22 protein-coding genes are annotated in these 24,746 nt (G+C 67.5%); 6 read left to right on the top strand and 16 right to left on the bottom strand.

Annotated elements, in window-relative coordinates; genetic code table 11:
* Positions 1 to 62 precede the first annotated feature (62 nt).
* The 7 genes from AB0F86_RS16175 to AB0F86_RS16145 form a co-directional block, all read right to left on the bottom strand.
* Positions 63 to 224: a hypothetical protein gene (locus tag AB0F86_RS16175; protein WP_157101793.1), complete on the bottom strand. Its 162-nt coding sequence runs from the start codon at positions 222 to 224 to the stop codon at positions 63 to 65.
* A 152-nt stretch (positions 225 to 376) separates the two neighbouring features.
* Complete coding sequence (locus tag AB0F86_RS16170) at positions 377 to 3,808, bottom strand: arabinosyltransferase domain-containing protein (protein WP_356984624.1); 3,432 nt, start codon at positions 3,806 to 3,808, stop codon at positions 377 to 379.
* A gap of 48 nt (positions 3,809 to 3,856) precedes the next feature.
* Complete coding sequence (locus AB0F86_RS16165) at positions 3,857 to 4,366, bottom strand: hypothetical protein (protein ID WP_181700530.1); 510 nt, start codon at positions 4,364 to 4,366, stop codon at positions 3,857 to 3,859.
* A 191-nt stretch (positions 4,367 to 4,557) separates the two neighbouring features.
* Positions 4,558 to 5,094, bottom strand: coding sequence for a hypothetical protein (locus AB0F86_RS16160; RefSeq protein ID WP_225281263.1), 537 nt, complete (start codon positions 5,092 to 5,094; stop codon positions 4,558 to 4,560).
* A gap of 160 nt (positions 5,095 to 5,254) precedes the next feature.
* The gene (locus AB0F86_RS16155; protein WP_356984622.1) at positions 5,255 to 7,225 is read right to left on the bottom strand and encodes an arabinofuranosyltransferase; all 1,971 of its coding nucleotides are present in this window, start codon (positions 7,223 to 7,225) and stop codon (positions 5,255 to 5,257) included.
* A gap of 149 nt (positions 7,226 to 7,374) precedes the next feature.
* Positions 7,375 to 8,154: a decaprenylphospho-beta-D-erythro-pentofuranosid-2-ulose 2-reductase gene (locus AB0F86_RS16150; protein ID WP_181700776.1), complete on the bottom strand. Its 780-nt coding sequence runs from the start codon at positions 8,152 to 8,154 to the stop codon at positions 7,375 to 7,377.
* A complete protein-coding gene (locus tag AB0F86_RS16145; RefSeq protein ID WP_356984620.1) occupies positions 8,151 to 9,578 on the bottom strand; it encodes an FAD-binding oxidoreductase in 1,428 nt (475 codons plus the stop codon). Before AB0F86_RS16145 ends, AB0F86_RS16150 begins: the two co-directional genes overlap by 4 nt.
* 57 nt (positions 9,579 to 9,635) lie before the next feature.
* Between AB0F86_RS16145 and AB0F86_RS16140 the strand changes: the two genes are divergently transcribed.
* A complete protein-coding gene (locus AB0F86_RS16140; RefSeq protein ID WP_084457194.1) occupies positions 9,636 to 10,091 on the top strand; it encodes a GtrA family protein in 456 nt (151 codons plus the stop codon).
* Between the two features lies 1 nt (position 10,092).
* Here AB0F86_RS16140 and AB0F86_RS16135 read toward each other — a convergent pair whose 3' ends face one another.
* The 3 genes from AB0F86_RS16135 to AB0F86_RS16125 all read right to left on the bottom strand — a co-directional run bounded on the left by AB0F86_RS16135 (position 10,093) and on the right by AB0F86_RS16125 (position 13,615).
* Complete coding sequence (locus AB0F86_RS16135) at positions 10,093 to 10,716, bottom strand: pyridoxamine 5'-phosphate oxidase family protein (protein WP_225281260.1); 624 nt, start codon at positions 10,714 to 10,716, stop codon at positions 10,093 to 10,095.
* A gap of 138 nt (positions 10,717 to 10,854) precedes the next feature.
* The gene (locus AB0F86_RS16130) at positions 10,855 to 13,017 is read right to left on the bottom strand and encodes a molybdopterin-dependent oxidoreductase (protein ID WP_356984618.1); all 2,163 of its coding nucleotides are present in this window, start codon (positions 13,015 to 13,017) and stop codon (positions 10,855 to 10,857) included.
* Between the two features lie 106 nt (positions 13,018 to 13,123).
* A complete protein-coding gene (locus AB0F86_RS16125; protein WP_174552230.1) occupies positions 13,124 to 13,615 on the bottom strand; it encodes a hypothetical protein in 492 nt (163 codons plus the stop codon).
* A gap of 180 nt (positions 13,616 to 13,795) precedes the next feature.
* Here AB0F86_RS16125 and AB0F86_RS16120 point away from each other — a divergent pair, with 180 nt between their 5' ends.
* Both AB0F86_RS16120 and AB0F86_RS16115 read left to right on the top strand, forming a co-directional pair.
* Entirely contained in the window at positions 13,796 to 14,401 is a 606-nt protein-coding gene (locus AB0F86_RS16120) for a DUF4282 domain-containing protein (RefSeq protein WP_356984616.1), read from the top strand.
* A gap of 121 nt (positions 14,402 to 14,522) precedes the next feature.
* A complete protein-coding gene (locus AB0F86_RS16115) occupies positions 14,523 to 15,368 on the top strand; it encodes a helix-turn-helix transcriptional regulator (RefSeq protein ID WP_356984614.1) in 846 nt (281 codons plus the stop codon).
* Positions 15,369 to 15,371: 3 nt separating this feature from the next.
* Here the strand turns inward: AB0F86_RS16115 and AB0F86_RS16110 are convergent, their stop codons facing one another.
* Entirely contained in the window at positions 15,372 to 15,770 is a 399-nt protein-coding gene (locus AB0F86_RS16110; protein WP_181700763.1) for a MarR family transcriptional regulator, read from the bottom strand.
* 85 nt (positions 15,771 to 15,855) lie between these two features.
* Here AB0F86_RS16110 and AB0F86_RS16105 point away from each other — a divergent pair, with 85 nt between their 5' ends.
* Positions 15,856 to 17,319 (top strand): MFS transporter, encoded by a 1,464-nt coding sequence (locus tag AB0F86_RS16105; RefSeq protein WP_220139718.1) that lies wholly within the window; start codon positions 15,856 to 15,858, stop codon positions 17,317 to 17,319.
* 49 nt (positions 17,320 to 17,368) lie between these two features.
* Here the strand turns inward: AB0F86_RS16105 and rfbC are convergent, their stop codons facing one another.
* Both rfbC and rfbA read right to left on the bottom strand, forming a co-directional pair.
* Positions 17,369 to 17,917, bottom strand: a complete 549-nt coding sequence (gene rfbC, locus AB0F86_RS16100; protein ID WP_356984613.1) for a dTDP-4-dehydrorhamnose 3,5-epimerase — start codon at positions 17,915 to 17,917, stop codon at positions 17,369 to 17,371.
* Positions 17,918 to 17,920: 3 nt separating this feature from the next.
* Positions 17,921 to 18,793, bottom strand: coding sequence for a glucose-1-phosphate thymidylyltransferase RfbA (gene rfbA / locus AB0F86_RS16095; protein WP_067494815.1), 873 nt, complete (start codon positions 18,791 to 18,793; stop codon positions 17,921 to 17,923).
* 242 nt (positions 18,794 to 19,035) lie between these two features.
* On the opposite strand from rfbA, the gene AB0F86_RS16090 reads away from it, so the two are divergent.
* Positions 19,036 to 20,085 (top strand): alpha/beta hydrolase, encoded by a 1,050-nt coding sequence (locus AB0F86_RS16090; RefSeq protein WP_181700761.1) that lies wholly within the window; start codon positions 19,036 to 19,038, stop codon positions 20,083 to 20,085.
* 119 nt (positions 20,086 to 20,204) lie between these two features.
* Here AB0F86_RS16090 and AB0F86_RS16085 read toward each other — a convergent pair whose 3' ends face one another.
* Entirely contained in the window at positions 20,205 to 20,906 is a 702-nt protein-coding gene (locus tag AB0F86_RS16085; protein WP_181700760.1) for a hypothetical protein, read from the bottom strand.
* A gap of 306 nt (positions 20,907 to 21,212) precedes the next feature.
* Between AB0F86_RS16085 and rfbB the strand changes: the two genes are divergently transcribed.
* Entirely contained in the window at positions 21,213 to 22,214 is a 1,002-nt protein-coding gene (gene rfbB, locus AB0F86_RS16080) for a dTDP-glucose 4,6-dehydratase (protein ID WP_356984610.1), read from the top strand.
* 24 nt (positions 22,215 to 22,238) lie between these two features.
* Here rfbB and AB0F86_RS16075 read toward each other — a convergent pair whose 3' ends face one another.
* Positions 22,239 to 23,756, bottom strand: coding sequence for a DUF2142 domain-containing protein (locus tag AB0F86_RS16075; RefSeq protein WP_356984608.1), 1,518 nt, complete (start codon positions 23,754 to 23,756; stop codon positions 22,239 to 22,241).
* Positions 23,753 to 24,718, bottom strand: coding sequence for a glycosyltransferase (locus AB0F86_RS16070; RefSeq protein ID WP_181700753.1), 966 nt, complete (start codon positions 24,716 to 24,718; stop codon positions 23,753 to 23,755). Before AB0F86_RS16070 ends, AB0F86_RS16075 begins: the two co-directional genes overlap by 4 nt.
* Between the last annotated feature and the right edge of the window lie 28 nt (positions 24,719 to 24,746).

Below are 24,746 nucleotides of genomic sequence, written 5' to 3'. Positions count from 1 at the left end.
GCGTGAAGGCGGGGACCACCATCGTGGTCCCCGCCTTCGGTTTGTATGTCGTGGTCGGGTAGTCAGACGTTCAGCAAGCGACGGTTGAGATCGCGGCGTAATACCTCCTGGGAGGGCAGTCTTTCCAGCACCCGCATCACGGCAGGTCGTAGTTCCTTCTTCTCGTCGTCGCTGAGCAGGTCGACGAGATCCCGCAGGTCCATGTCATCGAAGGCTCCTGTCATACCCACCAGGGTACGTGCCCAAACCTGAGAACGGGCCAAGTTGAGCCGCTCCTTAACGGGTCTTTCACCGAACCGAAATGTCCAGTGACACTAGGGTTTTCGTGAAACAGCAGCGCAACTGCCCGATCACTGCCCATGCGCTGCCCCAGTCTCTACCGCGCGCGGATATCCGGCTCCTTCGCCCGTCCGGACTGGTCTACCACCCGCACTGTGATGTCGGCGGCCGGCGCCGGTTCGTACGGGGTGAACCGCTCCAGCGAGCCCCAGTCGCGACCGAGATCACTATCCAGATAGGTGGGCACAGTCTCGGCCTTCATCAGCAGACCTGTCCAGCCGAGCGGGCCGCCGCCGATGTCGTCCTGCCAGGCGTTGGCCGCGTCCGAACCCACCCGGTCGGGCAGGATCCGCCACTTCGGCGCCTCGGCGACACCGTCGTGGTGCTCGAACGGGCGCTGACAGGGGAACGCCAGGCCGACGTGCCAGTCCAGCAGCACGGGATCGGTGTGCCCGACCACCGAGTCGAGGGAGGCCAGTTTCGGCAGGCGCGGCGGGGTCACCGCGAGCCACTGCTTCTGGGTGATGTCGTTGTCGGTGGCGAGCAGGCGTACCGCGTTCACGCCCGCGGGCAGGCGGTCCAGCGGCACGCGCAGGTTGCGCCACGACGGCGACGGACCGATGTCGAGGGGCTGGATCGAGCCGGTGACCTGGACTGATCCGTCCTCGGCCCGGGTGCCGTACTCGACGAGCAGGTCCTGGCCGTAGTGCACGACGCCGTCGTTGTCGACGTAGCGGATACGGCCCGCGGCGGTGACGACCAGCGCCTGGTAGGCGGGATCGTCGCGCACGGCGTCGATATCGGCGCTGTACCACTGCGAGGTCAGCTTCGCCTGCTGCTGCACGCCGTCCTGGTAGGAGCCGAGTACCGGCGTGCGGGCCGGGTCGAGGCCGAACGGCAGGGCGACGGTGCTGCCGTTGATACCGGCCTCGGTGCTCGTGCCGCCGCCGGTGCCCGCGCCGGTGGTGTTGGTCGTCTTGTTGGCCGAATCCTTGTCGACGGAGTTGGCCCCGCCGACCACGGTCTCGTCGGCGTCGGCGGTGAGGTCGGCGGCCACACCGTTCGGGGTGAAGGCCGCCGATTCGGTGCTCAGTCCGTCGGCGGAAGCGCCGGTGATGGGAGTGAGCAGGGAATCGGCCGTATTCGTCTCCACCAGTACGTCGTTGGCCAGGGCGCACGTATCGCCCTGCAGCGACTCGATATTCGACTTGGCGATCGAATAGGCCGGGTACTGCGTGACCGCGCCCTTCAGCATCGAGGCCACCTCGAATGCCACGAGCAGCGCGGCCGCGATCGTCAACGGCATGGTGGCGAAACGATCGAAACGGGCTGGGCGCGAAGGCTTGCGGTACGGGTCGCGCAGGTGGAAGTACAGGGCGACGAGCAGGGCGAGCACGCTGAGCCCGAGCAGCAGCGTCGACACCCCCTTGCCCGCGACCATCGGCGCCTTGTCCCAGAACGGCACCCCGAAGCTCGACACGTACCACCAACCGTTGGAACCGGTGAACGTGAGCGCGAGCAGGAACAGGACCGCTGCGGTGAACAGAGCACGATTACGTGGTGCGCGAATACCGTTGGCACCCACTGCGACAGCGGCCAGAGCGGCGAGCGAGCCTGCCAGCCCCGCGTACACACCGAAGTGGTGTGTCCACTTGGTCGGCGTCCACATCATCAGCAGCAGCGCACCGAACACGATGCCGAGAATGCGCACCGACGGGCCGCGCGAGGTGCCCGGGATGCGGCCCTTGCGCAACACCTGCAGGATGCACACCAGCAGGCACAGCAACATCACGAGGACACCGAAACGCCTGGCCAGCGAGCCGTCGGGGGAGAGCATGAACAGCGAATCCCAGCGGGTGCGTTCGTCGAACCAGGCGGCGTTGGGGCCGACCAGGGTGCGCACGCGGGTGGCTTCCATGACGGTCGCCAGGGTCTGGTCGGCGAAGACGACGATGAGGACCAGGGTGCCTGCGGCTATGCCCGGTGCCAGGAGGGCGGCGTAGCGGAAGATCTTGGCGGCCAAGGAAAGTCGACCCGATGCGTGGGCGCCGCCGGCTGTGCTCCGGGCCCCGAGCTCGCCATCGGTGATCGGCGCTTCTGTCGGGGCGGGTGCGCCGGCTGTGCGGTCCTCGGCGGCAGCGTCGAGTCCGTCTCTGTCAGCGGCGATTTCGCGAGGACGTAGACCTTGGGCGCGCTTGATGATGATCTGCATGACCGGTCGCGTGCCTGCGATGAGCGCGGCGATGCAGATGAGTCCGGTCGGTCCTGCGGCGAGGGAGAACGCGGCGATGAGGATCGCGAGGGCGGCGGGGAGCAGGCGGGCGGTGGCGATCGCGCGTTCGATGGCGCACCAGGTGAGCAGGGCGCCGGCCGCGATGAGCGGTTCGGGGCGAAGACCGTTGTCGTAGGGGAGCCAGAAGGCGAGGAACACCAGGCCCGCCGTCCACAGCGCCACCTTGTCGCGGCGCACCCGGGCACCGAGGCGGGGCAGCACCTCCCGGCTGATCACCGCCCAGCAAACCAGGCCCGCGGCGAGTGCGGGCAGCCGCATCCACGGGCTGGCGTCGGAGATCTTCGTCATCCAGGCCAGCAGCTCGTAGGACCACCCGAACGGCGCCTCGGGCACCCCGAACCAGCGGTAGTAGTTCGCCATGTAGCCCGACGGGCCGGAGGCGCGCGCCATGTTCAGGATGTAGCCGTCGTCGGAGGTATTGGCGCCGATCACATGCCAGCCGAGCAGCGTCGCCACCACGACCACGTCGGTCGGTGTGATGCGCCACCAGTGCCGGGGCAGGAAGTGGCGGGCGCGGCGGCCGTCGGCGCGATCGAGCAGGTGCAGGGCGACCAGCGCGGCGAGGGTGGCGAGCGCGGCCACGATCATCACGGCCAGTTTCAGCGGTGTCGGGGTGGAGGTGAAGCGGGAGTCGATATCGGCGTGGAACCGGGCGCCGGTGAGCTGGTTCTCGTCGAGATCGGTGTACACCCCGACGATCTGTGGGCGCTTGTCGACGGTGACGGTGTTGCGGAACGGGCTTCCGTCGGCCCGGGTCACCCCGACGAACTCGACAGTCGTCGCGGCGATGGTGGAGTCGATCGCGATGTGGTCGCAGTTCGCGATCTCCTCGATCGGCGCCGACAGCATCGGCACATCGCGGGCCTGCACCGTGAGCACGCCCTCGCGCGCGACGACGCTCAGCCCCTTGGTGATCTGCCCGGATTCGGCCGGGATCGTGGTGAGCAAGGTCGTCGGCTGCGGGGTGGGGTTCTCGCCCTCGGGACCGCGCACGTCACCGCCCGGCAGTCCGCGCAGCACCGGGCACGGCAATTGCGCGTTCACCTGCTGGGGCACATACGACACGAGTGGTGCTTGCACACTCGTCGCACCCGCCTGCGGCCAGTCGAGGCTCGCGCGGTCCTGGCGCACCGGCAACAGCGGTGTGAGCAGGGCAAGCACGAACCCGAGCAGCCCACAGACGAGGGCGATCAGGCGGTATCGGGTGAACGCTCGTTCAGATCGGTCCGGTCGCACGGGGGTTGATGCTAGCCACCCGACCCGATCGTGCGGGGGCGCCGCGTCCTATCCGGTCATCCTGTTCGACCAATCGAGCTGCGAGCGGGCCCAATCGGGAATCTCCGCGGCCGGACGCGGGTAGGCCACGAATTCGGCGCGCAGATCGTCGACCGACACCTCGGGCATCCAGTCGGCGACGGTGCCCGCCGAGTAGGTGGCCTTGAAACGGGTGGGTCCGGCGATGAAGATCTCCGCACTCAGCCACGCGCCGACCGCAGGGTCGTAGGACATGCGCTTGTGGTCGGCCAGGTATTCGACGACCTCGGTCGGCGGCACCATATTGGTGACCGACCCGTCGCGCTCCTTGACCTGAACGCCCGCCACCAGATGCCCGCCGACCTGCAGCGACCACAGCAAGGCGAACTTCTGACCGGGGGAGAGCATGGCGATCGCGGCATCGACCACGAACTTCTCGATATCGCCGAGTGAGTGCAGTTGTTCCCGTGGCGCAGGTTCGGCGTCCTGGCGGTGTTCCCGCATCAGGAAATCGATTCGCTCCGGTCTGCTGAGCGTCATAGCTATACCTCTGCATCCGTACCGATCAGCGCTACCAAAACTGATTTCGGTCGGCCGAACTTGTCAACATTTCGCAGCGTACTCGCCCCGTCCGACGGACTGTGCGGTTTGTTCGCTGCAACCGCACATATTGTTGTCTATCGGTGCTCCGCACACCAGTAGCTACCGGGTGTCTATGGACACATGTCCGGTCAGGCTGCCGATGCGCGCAGGGCGAACCAGCCGTCGCCGGGGTCGGCGAAACCGTGGTAGACGAGGGGTACCCGCTGGTCCACGCCGAAAAACTGGTACACCGCCGCCATCGCCTGCCGCACCGAGTGCGCCTGGAAGTCGTCGATGCGCCGGGGTCCGATCCGGTGTTCGGGCAGCATCGAGAGCCGGGTGAGCTCCGCCGGATCGTCCATATCGAGGCCGATCGGCGCCGATTCCTCGATCAGATGGTCGTGCAGAACTGTGCGCGCGGCGGTGGGATCGTGCCGTGGGCCGGTGAACGCCACGCGCTGCATCCGGGCGAGCCCGGGCAGATTCAAGGGCATGCGCACCGCCTCGATGAGGTCGATCAGATCGGGATCGGGTTCGGGCCCACGTTCGGCCACCGGCGCCTGTTCCAGCAGATGCAGCATCTGCCCACCCCTGACCAGCGGCTCGGGCACCACGAACACACTGATACTCGGACAGATGCAATTCACTCCGGTGAGGCACACCCTGGTGTGCAACGGATCGGACATGAAGTCCTCCTCCGGTAACGGGCCACCCGGACCCACAACGTGCAGGATCGATAACCTTCGCCATCCGCCGACCCCCACCGACGACGACCGTTCCGCACCGCCAAGTGTAGTGCGCCGCCCCGCCCGGAAGACAGGGTTGCGCGAACTCGTTTTCGCCGAATCAGCGGTTGACGGTGATGAGGGTGAAGGGGCCGATGTCGGTGGTGGTGAAGGTGGGGGAGGCGAAGAGGGAGCGGGGGAAGGTGACGGTGTAGCGCTTGACGTTGGGATCGTTGGGGTAGACGTCTTCGGCGAGGCGGAGGGTGTAGTTGTCGCCGTCGCGGCGGAAGAGGAAGGCGTCGGGGGCGCGCCAGGGGGCGGCCGACATGGCGTCGAGGAGGGCCTGGGGGGAGTCGAGCCTGCTCCAGGCGGCGATGGTGTCGGCGCGGGCCTTGAAGTCGGCGAGGGGGTTCGCGTAGTGCGAGGTGAGGGCCTGGAAACCGAAGTAGGGGTAGAAGGACAGGAAGCTGGTGTCGGCCGTGAGGACGACGGATTCGTCACGGGGACGGCCGGTTTGCGCCAGTAGAGCCTCGTCGACGGCGTGGTAGTAGGCCACCGCGGAGGGGCGGCGCTTGTCGCCGCGTTCACCGAAAGTGCCGTAGGCGTCGGGTGTTTCGGTGGGCACCGTGTCGGTGTAGGCGGTGTCGATCTCGTGGACCAGAACGGTGGGGATCGTCTGGGCGAAGGCCATCGCACCGAGCACCGCGAGCGCGGCCGCCGCGGTACGCACCGGCGCGGGTTCGTTCAGCGCCTGATATACCGCGCGACCACCCTCGACGAAGCCGAAAACGCCTGCGGCGGCGAGCAAAGCGAGCAGCACCGGTTCCAGCCGGAACGACAGCAGGGTGGTGCCCGCCGCCGTCGCGGCCATCGACAGCAATGTCCACAGGTAGATCGCCACCACGCCGATGCCGAGCGCCTGCGCCCGCCGCGACGATCCCGCCCGCACGACCAGCCACAGCAACCCGAGCAGACACAGCGCCCCACGCAGGGAGAACTCGAGCATCGGGAACGCCAGCTGCGCACCCGACTCGGGCAGATAGTGGAAAGCATTGCCGGAGGGCAATTTCGCACCCGACAGCATCTTCAGCAGATACGGCGTCCACACCACCAGCGATACCGCGATCGCGAGCACGCCGATCGCCGCCAGTCGCGTGAACGGCACGACAACCACCCGCCACGCGGGCTCGGTGGTGACCGCAGCGTCGCGCCTGCCGATCGCCCGCCCGCTCGCTCGCCGTGCATACAGCGCGCACGCGGCGGCGACCACCGCCATCAGCACAACGGTGAACGCCGCGATCGCCAGGTACAACGTGTAGAAACACGCCGCGACCCCGAGGAACAACCCGGTCCCGAGGACCGCGCCCCACCCGCCCGAGCGGCGGTGCAGCGCACCCCACGCCAGCACGAGCACCGGCGGAACGAACACGACCAACACAGCCCCGTACGCCTCGGGCGAGGCATAGGCCAAAGTCATCGCGGTCACCGCGGCCGCGGCGCCGACGGCCGTGTCGGCGCGCACCAGCTGCGCCCACAGCACGAGCGCCACCGTTGCGGCCACGGCGAGCATCCCGATCGAGTACGGCTTGAACGCCTCCCAGCCGTCCATGCCGAGCAGGTTCGCGACCCGCCCACCGATCCAGAACCACCCGGCCGGATAGAACGGCGGCAGATCCACGTAGGTCATGTCCCGCAGTGCCGCACTGTCGGTGAGCCGCGTCAGATACTCGGTGCGGAATTCCTGGTCGACCGAAACACCGAACAGGTACAGCTTCGTCGCCGCCAACGGCATCCCGAGGGTCACCGTGACGAATCCCGAAACGCCCACCCAGGAGGCGAGTTTCGCGACCACAGGCCACTTCCGCAGCCGGATCAGCAATACCGAGACCACCAGCAGCCCCACCGAGACGACCTGCCCGACGGTGGTCAGCGCCCGAGTCACGTTGGAGGAGTTGAACGCAGGCCACTGCACCGCCGAGAAAGCGAACAACCCGACCACCGCCACGACCAGCGCGACGAGCGCCGCCGCGGCACCTTCGGCGAGACCGGTCGCTGTCGCGCGCCCCGCCCGCACGTTGTCATCGGTAGTCATCGGCGCGCATTCCTCCGGGTCCACTCTGCTCGACGGTCCGGGTCAGCCTAGTGGAGGGCTCGGGCTCCGTCGGCTCGCGCCGATGCCCCCGGCACAAAGAAACTGCCGCACCGCCGGAGTGGCGGTGCGGCAGTCGCGGTGGCTCTCGATCAGATGGGGAGCTTGCGGAAGATCGGGCGCGGCACGTGGCGCAGAGCCGACATCACGAAGCGGGCCTCGTTCGGGGTCCACACGATCTCGGTGCCCTTCTCCGAGGCGGCGACGGCCTGGCGGGCGACGTCTTCCGGGTCGACCGTGAGCGGCGCTTCCTTGGAGCCGGTCGCCTCCCAGTGGGCCTTGGTCGCCGAGGTACGTACCTGCATCGGCCGGACGACGGTGACGCGCGGGCCGTAGGGACGAAGCGCCTCGCCCAGACCCAGGTAGAAGCCGTCGAGGCCGGCCTTGGTCGAGCCGTACACGAAGTTCGAGCGACGCACCCGCTCGCCCGCCACCGACGACATCACGATGAACCGGCCGTGACCCTGCGCCTTGAACTTGTCGCCGACCAGCACACCCACCGACACGCCGGCGGTGTAGTTGATGCCGACGGTCATGACCGCCTTGCGCTGGTCCTGCCACAGCTGCTCGGCGTCGCCGAGCACACCGAACGCCACGATCGCGACATCCACGTCACCACCGGCGAACGCGGCGTCGACGACCTTTGGGTGCGAGTCGGTGTCGAGCGCGTCGAAGTCGATGACCTCGACGGCCGTGGCACCGGCCCCCTTCAGCTTGGCGACGGCGTCGTCGAGCAGCGGGTCGCCGGGCAGGTTCGCCAGGATGATCCGCGCGGGGCTCTTGCGCAGGTACTCCGCGCAGATCGCGAGACCGATCTCGGAGGTGCCGCCGAACAGCAGGATGGTCTGCGGGTTGCCAACTGCGTTGATCACTGGAGCTCCAGCCTCCTGGCCATATCGGACATGAACACGCCGTTCGGGTCGACGCTGCGGCGGACCTTGATCCACTCGTCGATCCGGGGATACATCTTGTGGAAGGTCTCGGCACTGGTGCGCGAGTCCTTCGCGGTGTAGAGACGGCCGCCGAATTCCATCACGCGGCGGTCCAGCTCGGTGACCAGCTCGTTGAGGCCCGGCTTGATCGGGAAGTCCACGCAGATGTTCCAGCCCGGCATCGGGAAGCTCAGCGGCGCGTCGTTGCCCGGGCCGAACAGCTTGAAGACGTTGAGTGCCGAGTAGTGGCCGGACGCCTGGATGTCGATGATGATCCGCTTGAACTCCTCGACCGCCTCGGTCGGCACCACGAACTGGTACTGCAGGAACCCGTTGGAACCGTAGCCACGGTTCCACTCCGAGATCATGTCGAGCGGGTGGTAGAACTGCGTCAGGTTCTGCACCTTGCCGGTGTAGTTCCCGCCCATCGCGTAGTACGCCTCACCGATCGCCGACAGCGTCAGCTTGTTCATGGTGAAGTTCGGGAAGATGTCCGGCACGGTCATCAGGTGCGGCGCGTCGAACTTCAGCGGCTTCTTCTGCAGCCGCTCGGGCAGCTCGTCGAGCTTGGCGAGACGACCACGGGTGATGGTGGCGCGGCCGAGCTTGGGCAGCGGGCTGATGACGTCGAACCAGGCGCTCGAGTAGGTGTAGTTGGCCTCGCTGCCGTCGCTGTGCGCGGCGACCGTCTCGTCGAGGGTCGCGGTCTTCACACCGTCGTTGAGGAAGTAGGCCGTCTCCGTCGGCGCCATCTCGATGGTCGCGCGCAGGATGATGCCGGTGAGCCCGTTGCCACCGACCGTCGCCCAGAACAGCTCGGCGTCGTTGTCCGGTGACACCGTGCGCACCGAACCGTCCGCGACGAGCAGGTCGATCGAGCGGACGTGGTTGCCGAAGCTGCCCTCGCTGTGGTGGTTCTTGCCGTGGATATCGGAGGCGATGGCGCCGCCGATGGTCACCTGGCGGGTGCCGGGTAGCACGGGAACCCACAGCCCGAACGGGAGCGCGGCCTTCATCAGCTGGTCCAGGCTCACGCCGCCGTCCACGTCGACCAGGCGGGTGTCGCGGTCGATGCGGTGGATGCGGTTGAGCGCGGGCATGTCGATGACGAGGCCGCCCGCGTTCTGGGCGTGGTCGCCGTAGGAGCGGCCGAGGCCACGGGCGATCACGCCGCGTCGCAGATGCGCCGGCTTGCTGTCGTTGTCCTCGGCGACCATGCGCACGGCCTCGGCGATCAGCTCGGGATCGCCGGTCGAGAGCACTTCGGCGGAGGTGGGTGCGGTGCGACCCCAACCGGTGAGCCTGCGCGTGCGCGTAGGAAGCACGAACGGCCCGTCGTTGGTGGTCGAAATGTTCTCAGACATCGGCTTAGAGGCTACAGGCATGGCACAACCTGTGACCGGTCTCGTACCCTTCCTCACGTGCAAGCACAGCCGCATCTGCCCCTGCCCCCCGAAATTCCGCTGGTCGACGAGCCGGGGGGTACCGATGTCGATCTGAAGACGCAGATTGTCCGGTTCACCCTCACCGGCGGTTTCTCGGCGATCGTCGACTTCGGCTTGCTGCTGTTGCTGTCGAACGTGCTCGGGGTGCCTGAGGTGCTCGCCAAGGCGATCAGCTTCATCGCCGGTACGACGACGGCCTACCTGATCAATCGTCGCTGGACGTTCCAGGCCGAGCCGAGCCGCAAGCGGTTCGTGGCGGTCGTCGCGCTGTACGCGGTGACGTTCGCCGTGCAGCTCGGGATGTATGCCGCGTTCGCGTTCGCGCTGCCCGACCAGTGGTGGCGTCAGGCGGTGGCGTTTGTCGTGGCGCAGGGCACGGCGACGGTGATCAACTTCGTCGTGCAGCGTGTGGTGATCTTCAAGATCAAGTAGGTCAGCCTGCTTTGACTTCGGCGTGCTGACGGCCCGCCTTCACACCGAAGTAGTCGCCGCCCTTGGCGCGGACGTTGTCGGTACCCCATTCGCGGCGGTCGCGGGAGACGGGGATCATCTGCGGAATGTGCTTGCGGCAGTGGATGTATGCCTCTTCCACGTCGACGACCACCCACACCTGCGCCGCTTTGCCCCGTTCGGCGGGTGGCAGATCGGTGACGGTCTCGCGTAGCTCGCTGTCGGCGACCATGCGGGCCTTCCCGTTCACGTGCAGGCCGATGAGGTCGCGGACGAAGTCGATCATCAGGATGCCGACGTGCGGGTTCTCGAGGATATTGCCGAGGCTGGCCATCACCCCGTTACCTCGGTATTCGGGGTACGCAATCGTGCGATCGTCGATCACGTGCAGGAAACCAGGGGTTCCCGCACGGAAGCTGGCGTCGCATTCGCCGTGCGCGTCGGCGGTGGAGATGAACGCCATGTCCATCCGGGTGACGAATTCCATCATCATCGGGTTCAGATAGTCGATGACCTGGTCGTCGTAGAACCGTTCGGCGCGTTCGGTGGTGCCCAACGTTTCCTGAAGTTCGTGCTCTCCGTCGCTGCCGACCTGTGTTCCAGGCATCGGGGCCCCTCTGCTGCCGAAGTGCTGTGACCACAATCTCATTGGAGTCTAGGGGAGTTCGGCGTGCGGCGTGGCGAGTCCAGTATTGCGAAGGACCGTAACGGGCGGTTTGCTTCGGGTTTCCTGGGCGACGACCGATCAGGCCGGACCGACCGTCACCGGCACTCCGTTGAAGACGGCGGTTCCGGTGATCGCGTCGACGATCGAATTGTCGGTCAGCGCATTGGCATTCACGCCGGCATGCGCGCGGGCCACCGACTGGGTGGTGCTCGCGGCGTGTCCCCACCCGTGCGGCAGGCTCACCACCCCGGGCATGATCGCCGCTGTCAGCTCCACTTGCACGGTCAGTGATCCGGCGGCCGAGGTGATCTCGGCCGCCTCGCCGATGCCGAGGCGGTCGGCGTCGTCGGGGTGGATGTGCAGGGTGCAGTGGTTGGATCCGCCGACGAGGGCCTCGATGTTGTGCATCCAGCTGTTGTTGGAACGCAGCTGTCTGCGCCCGATCAGCACCATGGGCGGCGCACTGGCCGCGAGGCCTTCCCGTAGCCGCGACACATCGGCGAGCAAGGGCTGCGGTGCCAGGTCGACGCGTCCCGATGCGGTCCGCAGCACCCCCGGCAGTCGTGGCCGCAGCGGGCCGAGGTCGATGCCGTGCGGGTTGTCGAGAAGGGTGCGCAGGCCGAGGTCGCCGCCGTTCCACGCGCCGTAGGGGCCGAGTTTGAGCATCAGGTCGACGCGCTGTTCGGTGGTGTCGGCGCCCTCGAGCTCGTCGCGCCGGTCACTCATGGCCGCCTTGTGCAGCATGCCGGCGATGACCAGCTCGTCGATCATCGCGACGGCCTCGTCGCTGTGATGCGGCTGCCCGCTCACGGCTGCGGCGAGCCGGGCGAGCACCGCCGATTCCGACGGCCTGCCGTCGAGCGGCACCAGCGGGCGCGAGTAGCGCGCGTAGTTGCGCACCGCGAAGTGCAGCAGCGCGAAGTCGTAGTGCGGCGACTGGATCGAACGAGGCGGCGGCAGCATCACATTCGCGTGCCGAGTCGTCTCGTTGACATACCGGTCGACGCTCACCATGAAGTCGAGCCCGGCCAGCCCCACGTCCAGCCGCGCACCGCTCGGTGCGGAGAGCACCGGGTTGCCCGCCACCGTCACCAGCGCGCGGATCTGCCCTTCACCAGGGGTTTCGAGTTCGTCGGCGAGGGTGGCGACGGGGAGTTCGCCCATGGTTTCGGGCAATTCGCGCACCCGGCTGGTCCAACGGCCCGGCCGGAACGGCTTTGTCCGGGTGATGCCGAGTGCCGCGGGGGTGGCGAACATGGCGCCGCCGGGGGAGTCGAGGTTGCCGGTGAGGACATTGATCGCATCGACGAGCCACTGTGTGAGCGTGCCGAATTCGGTGGTGCACGTGCCGATCCGGGCATAGACGGCGGCCGTCGGGGCGGCGGCGAGTTCGCGCGCGATGCGGTGGATGGTCTCGGCCGGAATTCCGGTGCGTTCCGTCGCGATCTCGGGAGTGAAATCCGCTGCGGCCGCGCGGAGTTCGTCGAGGCCGTCGACCTCCACGCGCACGTCGAGCAGATTTTCGGCGAACAATGTTTGCAACACCGCGAACAGCAGATACGCATCGGTGCCGGGTCGGATGAAGAGGTGTTCGTCGGCCAGTTCCGCCGTGCGCGTCGCCCGGGGATCCACCACGACGAGCCTGCCGCCGCGCGCCCGCAACGCCTTCAACCGGCCGGGGAAGTTGGGCGCCGTGCACAGCGAACCGTTCGATTCCAGCGGGTTGGCACCGAGCATCAGCAGGTAGTCGGTGCGGTCGAGGTCGGGAACGGGGACGGTCATCGGGTCGCCGAACATCAGCCCGGCGGCCACCTGCTTGGGCATCTGATCGGCGGTGCTCGCCGAGTACACGTGCCGGGTGCTCAGCGCGCGGACCAGCGCGGGCGCGTAGAGGGCGCCCGCGATCGTGTGGGCATTGGGGTTGCCGAGATAGATGCCGGTGGCGCCGGTGCCGTGCGCCGCGCGGACGGCGGCGAAACGCTGGGCGATCAGGTCGAACGCCTCGCCCCAGCTCGCGGGGCGGAAGTCGGCGCCGTCGCGGATGAGCGGGGTGGTGACCAGGTCGGGGTCGTCGTCGAGCTTGCCGAAACCGGCGCCCTTCGGGCAGATGAAGCCCTTGCTGAACGGGTCGTCGCGGTCGCCACGCACCGAGAGCACCCGATCGTTGTCGTCGAGGGTGATGCTCAGGCCGCAGACGGCCTCACAGAGCGGACAGGTGCGAAGCAACGAACGCGGAGCCATGGTTCATGCCTACTCCACCCCGACCGCTCGGCACCGGGAAACGCAGAAAACCCGCGAGGCGACGTGGGGATCCGTCGCGGTCGCGGGTTGGCTGTGAAAAGCTGCCTCAGCAGGCCACGGTCAGGGTGGCGCGCTTGCGGGTGGCGGCGGCGCGCACGGCGGCACCGAGGGCGACGACCGGCGGGATCCAGCGGGCCTCGGACGGGGCGACGCCCCACGACGCCGAACCGGCGGCCAGCTGGGTGGGCGGCAGCGGGATGCTTGCACCGTCGGTGTGCACCAGCACACCGGCCTCGCGCATCGCGGCGATGGCCATGGTGGCCTTGGCGACGCCGGTCACCAGGTGGATCTCGCGGCGCTCGGCGCCGGGGATCTCGATCACGGGGCCGGACAGGTTGTTGGCGCGCAGGAAGCGGCGAACCTCGCCTGCCATCTCGCCGGTGATCTCGATGGCCGAAACGTTCTCGTCGGTCACCAGGCACAGGCCGTTGGTGGTTTCGGCGACGTTCCAACCCCGCGCGGCGTAGTCCAGCGCGGCGGCACCCTTGTCGGCGGCCATAGTGTTGGTCGGAAACGTCGTGCGCACTGTGTTCTCCATTCCCCGAAGAGCTCTGTTCCTGCGTTCATGGGCGTATCGGCGCAAGGTGGCCGAGTTGTTACGCGGATTCCGAAAAATAATCGAGAGTGTCTGCTTCGTCTCATTCGACGAACCTTCGCTATCGCAGGTTCGGTCCCCGTGGTGTTGGCGTGTCGTCGGAAAGCGGGCAGGATTCGAACCATGACCGACGTGCCGAACACCACCCCGGCCGGTGAGCCGGAGGCCGAGGAGTTCGAGGCCGAATCTCGCTGGCTCTCTTGGAAAGAGGCCGACGTGAAGCGTACGGCGTCGCGTTCGCGGGAGCAGGCCGAGGACTCCGAAGAGGCCGAGCAGATGCGGCTCGCGCGCGACGCGGGCTTCGACGATCCGTTCCGCAGCACCCGCTCGGCCACCCAGTGGGGCGCCGAGGCGCTGCGCTCCCTGCTCGACGTGCAATTCCGCAGGCCCGCGACCCGCACGCTGCTGCCGCTGGCCTACATCCTGTGCGTGATCTCCTTCGCGATCGGCCTGCCGATCGCGCTGACGGTGCTGATGTGGAAGGCCTCGGCGGTGCTCGGCGTGCTCGCCGCCCTCGTGGCCGTTCCGCTCGGGCTCACCATCGCCGCGTCGGTGCGGTTGATGCTCGAATTCGCCGACAACGCAGCCCGGCTCGCGGGCCGGGTCGAGCACATCAGCGAACTCGCCGACGGACTGTTCCAAGCACTGTCCGATGTGGCCGAACCGGTGAATCAGCTGTCCGAAGATGTTCGCGCCGTTCAGTTCTGGCGGTTCCGGAAGAAGAAGTAGGTCTTGCGCGGTGTCCGATTCGTTGTGAAACAATCCGTCCGCAGATCTGATGATGCGTCAGCTGCGAACGGCGGCCTCCAGAGAACAAGGGGGAGGCCGGATTTGGATACAGGGGGGAAGTATGGCTTCACCGCAGGGCGTCACCGGTTCGACCATGCCGCGCAGGCAGCTGGGCAGGCACTTACGTGACCTGCGCAACCGTGCGCGGATGACCACCAGAACCGCGGCGGCGCAACTCGAGTGGTCGGAAGCGAAGATCTGGCGGATCGAAACGGGGCAGACATCGCTGCGCAGCCTCGATGTCGAGGCCATGTGCAAGGTGTACGGAGCGCCCGCCGATCAAGTGGAACCGCTGGCGGCACTTGCTCGCGAAACCAAGGCGCGGGGATGGTGGACGAGTTACGGCGACGTCATTCCGGAGGGCTTCGAGGTCTACATCGGCCTCGAGGAGGCGGCGGCCGAGCTGTCGATCTACGAGGACGGCCTGGTCCCGGCGCTGTTGCAGACCGAGGACTACACCAGGGCGCTGCTCGAACGGACCATTCCCGAACTCACCGACGCCGACCTGGAACGGCGACTGCGGGTGAGCGCGGCCAGGCAGGCGTTGCTCACCAGGGCGGGCTCGCCGTTGCGGCTGCGGGTGGTGCTCGCCGCGGCGGTGCTGGCGCGCCGCATCGGTGACGACCGGGTGCTCGCCGGTCAGCGTGCGCGGCTGCGCGAGCTGGCCGAACGCGACACCGTCGACATCCGGGTGATCCCGGACGACTCCGGCTACCACGCCGGGCTCGAGTCGGGCCGGTTCACCGTGCTCGATTTCGACGGCGACAACGCGGTCGACAAGCAGGAACCGCCGGTGGTCTACGTGGAGACCTTCGCCGGTTCGGTCTATCTCGACAAGCCGGCCGAATTCGACCGCTACCGAAGCGCTTTCACCGACATCACCGCCGCGGCGAGCGCGACGGTGTAACTCCTACCAGGAGTCGGTGAGCACCGAACGGTGCGTGGGCAGGGCCTGGTCGTAGACCGCCCTGCCCTTTTCCGTGAGCTTGACGAAACACGCCCGCCGGTCGCCGTCGCAGGTGCTGCGTTCGACCAGGTCGTCGCGTTCGAGCCGGGCCACGGCGCGCGAGAGCGCGCTCTGACTCAGGTAGATGTCGCCGGACAGGTCGGTCATGCGGTACTTCTCGCAGGCCGCGTCGACGAGACGGTCGAGGATCTCGAACTCGCTGAGTCCGATCCGGTGTTCGTTCTGAAGCGCCTTCTCCAGTGCGCAGCTCACGGCGGCGTGCCGGTCGAGCAATGCGCGCCACTGGCCGACCAGCTCGGTGGGCGCTTCGTTGCGCCGAGCTGTGTTGGCCGGGTTCGACATGCGGCCATCTTAGTGCGCCCGACGGATCTATGCAACTGCATTAAATGTGTTGGCATTAAATGCGCATGCATGTAATGTCCTCCGCATGACTTCGCCAGCAACGCTCTCGGCCGCCGAGGCGACCGACCCGACCCGGTGGTCCGCTCGCCTCTGGGGCCTGCTGATCACCCTGTGCATTGTTCTGTTCCTCGACGGTCTCGATGTTTCGATGATCGGTGTCGCCCTGCCGTCCATCGGCGCCGAACTCGATATGTCCACCTCCACCCTGCAGTGGCTCGTGGGCGGTTACGTCCTCGGCTACGGCGGTCTGCTGCTGCTCGGTGGTCGCACGGCCGATCTGCTCGGGCGTCGCAAGGTGTTCCTCATCGCCCTGGCCGTCTTCGCGGTCGCGTCCCTGATCGGCGGTCTGGTCAGCGACCCGACGCTGCTGATCGTCACCCGGTTCATCAAGGGTCTGGCCGCCGCGTTCACCGCGCCGACCGGCCTGTCGATCATCGCCACCACCTTCGCCGAAGGAAAGGCGCGCAACAAGGCGCTGTCCATCTACACCGTGTTCGGCGCAGGTGGTTACTCCATGGGCCTGCTCTTCGGCGGCCTGATGACCGGTGTCGGCTGGCGCTGGACGTTCCTGCTGCCCGTCCCGATCGCCGTCGCCGCCCTGATCTCGGCGTTCGTGCTGATCCCCAAGGACGGTAAGGCCGAGGAAGGCGGCCACGATCTGCTCGGCGCGCTGCTGTCCACCTCGGGCATGCTGCTGCTGGTCTACACCGTGGTCACCGCGCCCGAGGTCGGCTGGGCCTCGGCCCGGACCGTCATCTCGTTCATCGCCGTGGTCGCCCTGTTCGCCGCGTTCGTCGTCACCGAGCAGCGCGTCGCCCACCCGCTGGTCCGGCTCGGGATCCTGCGCAAGGTGTCGCTGGTGCGGGCCAGCCTGGCCATCATCGCGGTCGCCGGCTCGTACTTCAGCTGGCAGTTCATCGTCACGCTGTACCTGCAGGACACCCTAGGCTGGTCGCCGCTGAAGCTCGCCATGGCGCTGCTTCCGGTCGGCATCCTTGTCGTCGCCTCGGCATTCTTCTCCGACAAGCTGATCGACCGCTTCGGCACCGGACCGGTGATCGCCGTGACGATGTCGGTGATGGCCGTCGGCTACCTGCTGTTCCTGCGGATCGACACCGCGCCCGACTACCTGACCGTGCTGCTGCCCGCGGTGCTGCTGATAGGCATCGGCTGGGTGGGTTTCCCCGCCATCAACGTGCAGGCCACCAGCGGTATCGACGACGAGGAGCAGGGTCTCGCGGCGGGCGTGCTGCAGACCTCGATGCAGGTCGGTGCGGCCGTGGTTCTCGCGGTGACCACCGCCATCGTCACCTCCGGTACCGCGCACGGCACCTCGCCGCAGCAGATGCTCGACACCTACCGCCCCGGCCTCGAGTTCGCCGCCGGTGTCACGGTGCTCGGCGCACTGGTCGCGCTCACGGTCTTCTGGCCGCGCAAGCGGGTCACCGACGCGCCGGTGGTCGAGGAGAAGGTGCTCCAGACGGTCTGATCCGAAGCGCTGAACGGCACCACCATGCACGGTGGTGCCTTTCGGCGTATCAGGCGAACCGCGGCGCTGCCTGGTCCTTGGCGGAGCGGATGAAGGTGAGGGGGCGGCCGTCGCGGCCCTCGGTCGGCCAGTCGATGGCCAGCCGGGGGTCGAAAGCGTCCAGGTCACGGTCGAATTCGGGGGTGTACTCGAGCGAGCACAGGTAGGTCACCGTCGAGTAGTTCTCCAGCGACAGGATGGCGTGGCCGAGCCCCTCGGACAGGAACACCGAGCGGCGGTCCACGTCGTCGAGCAGCACGCTGTCCCAGCGGCCGTAGGTGGGCGAACCCGGTCGCAGGTCGACGACCACGTCGAGAAAGGCGCCGCGCACACATGTCACGTACTTGGCCTGGCCCGGCGGGTCCTCGGTGTAGTGGATGCCGCGCAACACTCCCGCCGCCGACACCGAGGTGTTCACCTGGTGCAGGTCGAAGGGCCGGCCGGTGGCCTTCTCGAACTCCGAGGCCTTGAACGACTCGCAGAACATGCCACGGTCGTCGCCGAGCAGGCGGGGAGTGACCACCCACGCGCCGGGGATGGCCAGTTCACGGATCTCCATGCGCTACCAGTCTTTTCCGCGGTCGATCAGGTCGAGCAGGTAGCGCCCGTAGCCGGAGCGCACCATCGGTTCGGCGAGTTCGCACAGCTGGTCGTCGGAGATCAGGCCGCGCCGCCACGCCACCTCCTCGGGCACCCCGATCTTGAGGCCCTGGCGTTCCTCGATGGTCCGCACGTAGTTGGCGGCGTCGAGCAGCGAGTCGAAGGTGCCGGTATCGAGCCAGGCGGTGCCGCGCGCGAGCACGTCGACGCTGAGCCTGCCCTGCTCGAGATAGGCGCGGTTGATATCGGTGATCTCGTACTCCCCGCGCGCCGAGGGACGCAGTTCGCGCGCGATCTCGACCACGTCGTTGTCGTAGAAGTACAGACCGGGGATGGCGTAGTTGGAGCGCGGCACCTTCGGCTTCTCCTCGATGGAGACCGCGCGACCGTCCACGAACTCCACCACGCCGTAGGCGGTGGGGTCGCTCACCCAGTAGGCGAACACCGCGCCGCCGTCGATGTCGTGGAAGCGGTGCAGGCTGGCGCCGAGGCCGGGGCCGTGGAAGATGTTGTCGCCGAGTACGAGCGCGGCGGGTTCGGTGCCGATGTGGTCGGCGCCGAGCACGAAAGCCCTGGCCAGGCCGTCGGGTTCGGGCTGGACCACATAGCTGATCGACACCCCGAACTGGCTGCCGTCACCGAGTAACCGGGTGAACGCCTCGGCATCCTCCGGCGTGGTGATGACGAGAATGTCGTCGATCCCTGCCAACATGAGGGTGGACAAGGGGTAGTAGACCATCGGTTTGTCGTAGACCGGGACGAGCTGCTTGCTCACCCCGCGCGTGATCGGGTGCAGCCGCGATCCGGTGCCGCCCGCCAAGATGATTCCGCGCATAGGTGGCAAGTCTGCCAGTTCCGGCGTCGCAGGAGTCGGGGAGGTTCCGACACGTGGACGAATTGATCACGAACGTTTCGCAACCGGGTGTGTCGGTCGATAACTGGGACACGACGGCGTTCATCTGATTATGTGGGCGTCGATGTGTGAAACATCACTGTGTTAGATGTCAGCGTCGACATCCGATCCGGGGCTCGCACCCGGGCCATCGAGTCGACGCGCCAGTGTGAGGTAGGTGCGCGATGGAAGCCTCGAAGATCGGCAGGCCCGGTGTGTTGGGCGGGATCGTCCCCGCCGCCCCCAGGGGCGCCACCAGTCCGAAAGCGGCGGGCATCGTCGTCAACTCCGGACGGGGCAGTACGTCCTCGCGCGTGTTGATGGGCGCCTGCGTCGGCGTCATCGGGCCGCTGCTGCGCACCGTCCCCATCAATCGGAGGACCATCCCGATCGGCGGAATCGCCGTCGACCTGCTCGCGCGACTGCGTCCCGAACCGACGGGGATCGAACGCGAACAGATCCAGCTCGACGGATTCAAGATGGAGATGATCCGTCCCGCGGGCGCCTCGCGGGCGCTGCGCCACGGCGCGCTGCTGTATCTGCACGGTGGTGGCTTCGCGGTCTGTGGGTTGTCGACCCATCGGGCCGTCGCCGCCGGGCTGGCCAGGCGGACCGGGTTGCCGGTGCTCAATGTGGAATACCGTCAGCTGCCGGGTTCGATCGACGCCGCCATCGACGACTGCGTGCTGGCCTACCGCTGGTTGCTTCGCCACGGCGCCGACCCGGGCCGCATCGTCTTCGCCGGTGACTCGGCGGGCGGGTTCCTCACCTTCGCCACCGCGCTGCGCGCCCGCGACATCGGATTGCCGCTGCCCGCCGGTCTCGTCGGCTTGAGTCCGCTGCTCGATCTGGACTACCGGGCGAAGAAGGACTACGTGAATGTGCGCCGGGATGCCTACATTCCGCTGGCCGGACTGGAGGCCGTGGTCCGCCTCGGTGCCGAGCACGCGGGTCCGCTCGACGCGAAGCTCTCGCCGGTCAATGCCGACCTGGCCGGGTTGCCACCGGTACTGCTGATCGCGGCCGAAGACGAATTACTGCGCTACGACTGCGAACTCATGGCCCACCGGCTCGGCGCGGCGGGCGTACCGCACACCCTCGAACTGTGGCGGGGGCAGGTGCACGCCTTCATGAGCATCCTGCCGGACATGCCGGAGAGCCGTTCGGCGCTCGGACGGGTCGCCAAGTTCGTGCGGGAAGCGGTGGCGCCCGCCGAACGCGCCCGCACCGCCTGACCCCAGCCGAAAACGACAGGTGCCCCGCCGCAACTCTTTCGAGCCGCAGCGGGGCACCTGGCGTACCTGCTCGCGAATGTGCTTACGCGAGTGCGGTTATCGCACGTTCCGAACCGGAATTACTTGGCCGGCGGGGTGAACGGCGAGGTGACGGTGGCGAAGTACTGGATCGCCGCACCGATGGCGACCGGCGCGGTGATGAACAGCTGACCGGCCAGCACACCCAGGAAGCCGACAGCGGCGGCACCGGCGATGCAGCCGGCCAGCGGGCCCGCGCCGAACAGGGCGAGGAGGGCACCGGTCAGGACCAGGCCGGCACCGGCACCGGCGATGCAGCCGACAGCCGCGCCACCGAGGCCACCGACGAGGGCACCCATGGTGGCGCCGACGGAGATGGTGTCCTTCAGACGGTTGAACGCCGCGACCTCACGGTCGTACTCGCTCTTCCAGGGCGCCTGCGCCTCGTAAGGCAGGGCGACCGGCTTGTAGACGGCCTTGGCCGGGTCCATCACCGGGGTCAGGGTGGCGGTGTTGCCGGAGATCTCGGCCACGATCGGGAGCTCGTGCTCTTCGATGCGGAACGCCAGCGGGGTGCCCGCGACGACGGTGCCGTCGGCCGCCTTGATCTTCAGGACATTGTCCTCGACGACCATCGAGCCGGCGTCGGTGGTGACGACGGCCTTCGAGTCCTCGACGATTTCAGCGGTGTAGTTGATCGGGGCAGCGGCGGCCGGGGCCTCTTCGGCGTGCGCGGTGCCGGCGGCGACGCCCATGGCAGCGATCAGCAGCGCCGAAGTGGCGGCGAATTTCCTCATCAGCATTTTTGTTGAACCTCGATGTTGGAGCGTTCGGAGGGGACCCGATGATCAAAAGCCCCCGCAGCTAACGAGCGGTGAACCACCTGTGTACTTCTATTCAAATTCTGTTCACCGTTGATACCCCGGGGCCGGTGCGCAGCTAGAAACCTGAGTGCCGACTAGGGTTTTTCTCAGGAAAGCAGACCCCGGGCCGTAACCTGAACCCGCCCGGTGTGACGGACATCACGGTGTAAATACCGTGACTGTTTCTACCTGGGCGAGTGTCGGTTCGCTTTCTGTCCCCGTTCGCGAGCACGTATCGTTGTCGACGTGCGAGTGCTCGTTACCGGCGGGGCCGGATTCATCGGTGCGAATTTCGTCCAGCAGACGGTGGCCACGCGCCCCGACGTAGCGGTGACCGTCCTCGACGCGCTCACCTACGCCGGAAACCGCGCGTCGCTCGATCCGGTGGCCGACCGCATCGAATTCGTCCACGGCGACATCGCCGATCTCGACCTCGTCGACAATCTCGTCAGCGGTGTCGACGCGGTTGTGCATTTCGCCGCCGAATCGCACAACGACAACTCGCTCGCCGAACCGTGGCCGTTCGTGCAGACCAATATCGTCGGCACCTACTCCCTGCTACAGGCCGTGCGCCGCCACGACGTGCGCTACCACCACGTTTCCACCGACGAGGTGTACGGCGACCTCACCCCCGACGACCCCGCCTTCACCGAAACGACGGCCTACAACCCGTCGAGCCCGTATTCGGCGACGAAAGCCGGCAGCGATCTGCTCGTGCGCGCCTGGACCCGTTCCTTCGGAGTGCGCGCCACACTGTCGAACTGTTCCAACAATTACGGCCCGTATCAGCACGTGGAGAAATTCATCCCACGCCAGATCACCAATTTGATCGACGGCGTGCGTCCGCGTTTGTACGGCGCCGGTCATCAGGTGCGCGACTGGATTCACGTCGACGATCACAATCGCGCGGTCTGGGACATTCTCGAGCGCGGCCGTATCGGGCAGACCTATCTCATCGGTGCCGATGGTGAACTCGACAATCTCACCGTCGTGCAGTTGATTCTGGAAGCTTTCGATCGCGATCCCACCGATTTCGACCACGTCACCGACCGGCCCGGCCACGACCAGCGCTACGCGATCGACGCGAGCCTGCTGCGCACGGAACTGGGCTGGTCACCGCGCTACAGCGACTTCCGGTCCGGGCTGGCCGACACCATCACCTGGTACCGCGAGAACGAGGACTGGTGGCGGCCGAAGAAGGCCGACACCGAACGCGCCTACGCGGCGGCGGGCGAGCAGAAACTCTGACGGACTACACCGTCGTCTGCGGGGTCAGCCCCAGACGACGGTGTAATACGTTGCGGCAGCGGCGATCAGCGCGATCAGCGACGCGCAGGCCACGGCGAGTCCCGGCCCGCGGGTCGGGACGACACCGTCGGCATCGCGCAGCCGCAGCGGAACCCAGCGGATCACCACCGCGATACCGAGGATGGCCAGCGGCACGAAGTACCTGCCCTGCACGCCGTCGATGATGTAGTAGTCGACCGGCGTGAACGACATGTACAGCGTCACGTAGACCATCGCCACGCTGGCGAGCACCGTCGCCGCGACGATCAGGGTGCGGCGCAGCGTGCTGGTCAGCAGATCGGCGATGCCGAAGCTCACCGCGAACGCGATCAGGCAGGCCAGCATCGTCAGCGCGGGCGCGTCGACGTAGGCGAAGCCGAGTTCACCGAAGAACTGGTTGAACCAGCGGTGATCGCGCAGCGCGATGCTCTCGCCGAAGGTGTGTACGAAGTGCAGCGGATCGCCGAGGATCCCGCGCAGCTGATCGCCGGGCCGCACCTGACCCCACTGGTGCGGCGGGCGCATCAGGCTCATGCCGTCGCCGGTCGGCGCGGCGATCTTGGTCCAGGCCAGGAACAGCGTGCCGCCGGTGATCGCGAACACCCACGGCAGCACTTTCAGCTTGCCGGTGAAACCGAGGCGTTCGGCGGGCACGACCACGATCAGCATGGCCAGCAGCACGTAGGCGGGTTTGCTCAGCGGCAGCGCGATCGTCGCGGCCAGCAGGGCGGCGGTCTCGGGTTTGCTCAGCCGGTCGCCGATGAACAGCCCCTTCACCAGCAGCGCCGACACGAGAATGGCCAGCGCGTTGGTGAGCGTGTCGGCGGTGACGGTGCCCGCCTGGAACAGCGCGATCGGCAGCACGGCCACGGTGAACACCAGCCACTGGGTGCGCCGCTGCCGCAGGGCGTAGAGCCCGAACCCGACCACCGCGAGGTAGGCCGCCAACCCGGCCAGCCGGGTGAGCAGGTACATCCCGCCGATGTTCAGGCCGAGCGCCTCGCCTGTCCGGATGCCGACGGCGGCAGGCACATACGGCACGGGGGAGTAGGCGGCGGTGTTGGTGAACCACATCGGCCGGGTCGCCGAGGAGATGTCGGCACCGGCGAGGCGGTCGTAGGCGCCGGGGTCGGCGACCATCGCCCCGGGTTCCTCGGGGTTGTCGTTGTAGTCGCGGAAGGCGTAGCCCATGAGCTCGTCGATGCTCACCGGGATCTGTCCGCCGTAGGCGACGCCGCGATCGTCGTGGATGCGCTGCGGGAACACCCCGCCGTGCGCCACCTGGTAGGCACGGCCGAACTGGGTGATCTCGTCGTGGCCCCAGAACGCGGGGGTGAGCACGGCGAACAGCGCGCCGAACACCGTCGCGAGCACGGCGAACGCCACCGTCGCGGCACCGAACCGACCGGTCAGCGAGCGGACGGGGGCGGGCAGGCGATCTTTGCGTTCGGTCGCGGGTACCTGTTCGGCGGCGACGGTTTCCGGTTCGACGGTGCTGGTCACCGACGGTCTCCGGCCGCGATGTCCGCACGCTCGCCGACGGCCGAATACCGCAGGTACACCAGCCGCGCCGCTTCGTGACGCGACCGGCGGATGCCGTCCAGAATCAGCCCCGCGGTCCAGGCCAGGCAGCCGAGCAGCATCAGCGTGAACGCGAAGAACAGCGTCGGGAACCGCGCCACCTCGTGGGTGTTGTAGAACTCGATCACGATCGGCACCGTGAGGATCACCGAGAACAGCAGGGCCAGCGTGCCGAACAGGCCGTAGAAGGCGACCGGGCGTTCGTGCCTGGCCAGGCCGAGGATCAGCGCGAGGATCTTGGTGCCGTCGCGGTAGGTGCGCAGCTTGGATTCGCTGCCCGCGGGGCGGTCACGGAAACCCACCTGCACCGCGGTCTGCGGAACCCGCAGGTGCAGCGAATGCACGGTCAGTTCCGTCTCGATCTCGAACTCACGGGAGACGGCGGGGAAGCTCTTGACGAAGCGGCGCGAGAACACCCGGAAGCCGCTCAGCATGTCTTCGACGTTGTCGCCGAACACCTTGCCGACCACGCCGTTGAGCACCTTGTTGCCGGTCTCGTGCCCGGACCGGTAGGCGTTGGTGTCCTCGTCCTGCTTGCGCACACCGAGCACGTGATCGTAGGGGCCCTCGAGCAGGGTCTTGATCATCAGCGGTGCGGCCGACGCCTCGTAGGTGTCGTCGCCGTCGATCATCAGGTAGACGTCGGCCTCGATATCGGCGAAGGCGCGGCGAACCACATTGCCCTTGCCCTTGGTGTTCTCGTAGCGCACGATCGCCCCGGCCTCGCGGGCGCATTCGGCGGTGCGGTCGGTGCTCAGGTTGTCGTAGACGTAGACGACGATCCCCGGCACAGCGGCCTTCAGGTCGGCGACGACCTTGGCGACCGCGGCCTCTTCGTTGTGGCAGGGGACCACGGCGGCAATGCGAAGCTCGGTGGAGTCCACCCGGGTCAATCCTCAGATGTAGGCATTA

The sequence above is a fragment of the Nocardia sp. NPDC023733 genome (assembly GCF_040639775.1).
Taxonomy (GTDB): Bacteria; Actinomycetota; Actinomycetes; order Mycobacteriales; family Mycobacteriaceae; genus Nocardia; species Nocardia rosealba.
This window is presented reverse-complemented; position numbering and strand designations above follow the sequence as displayed.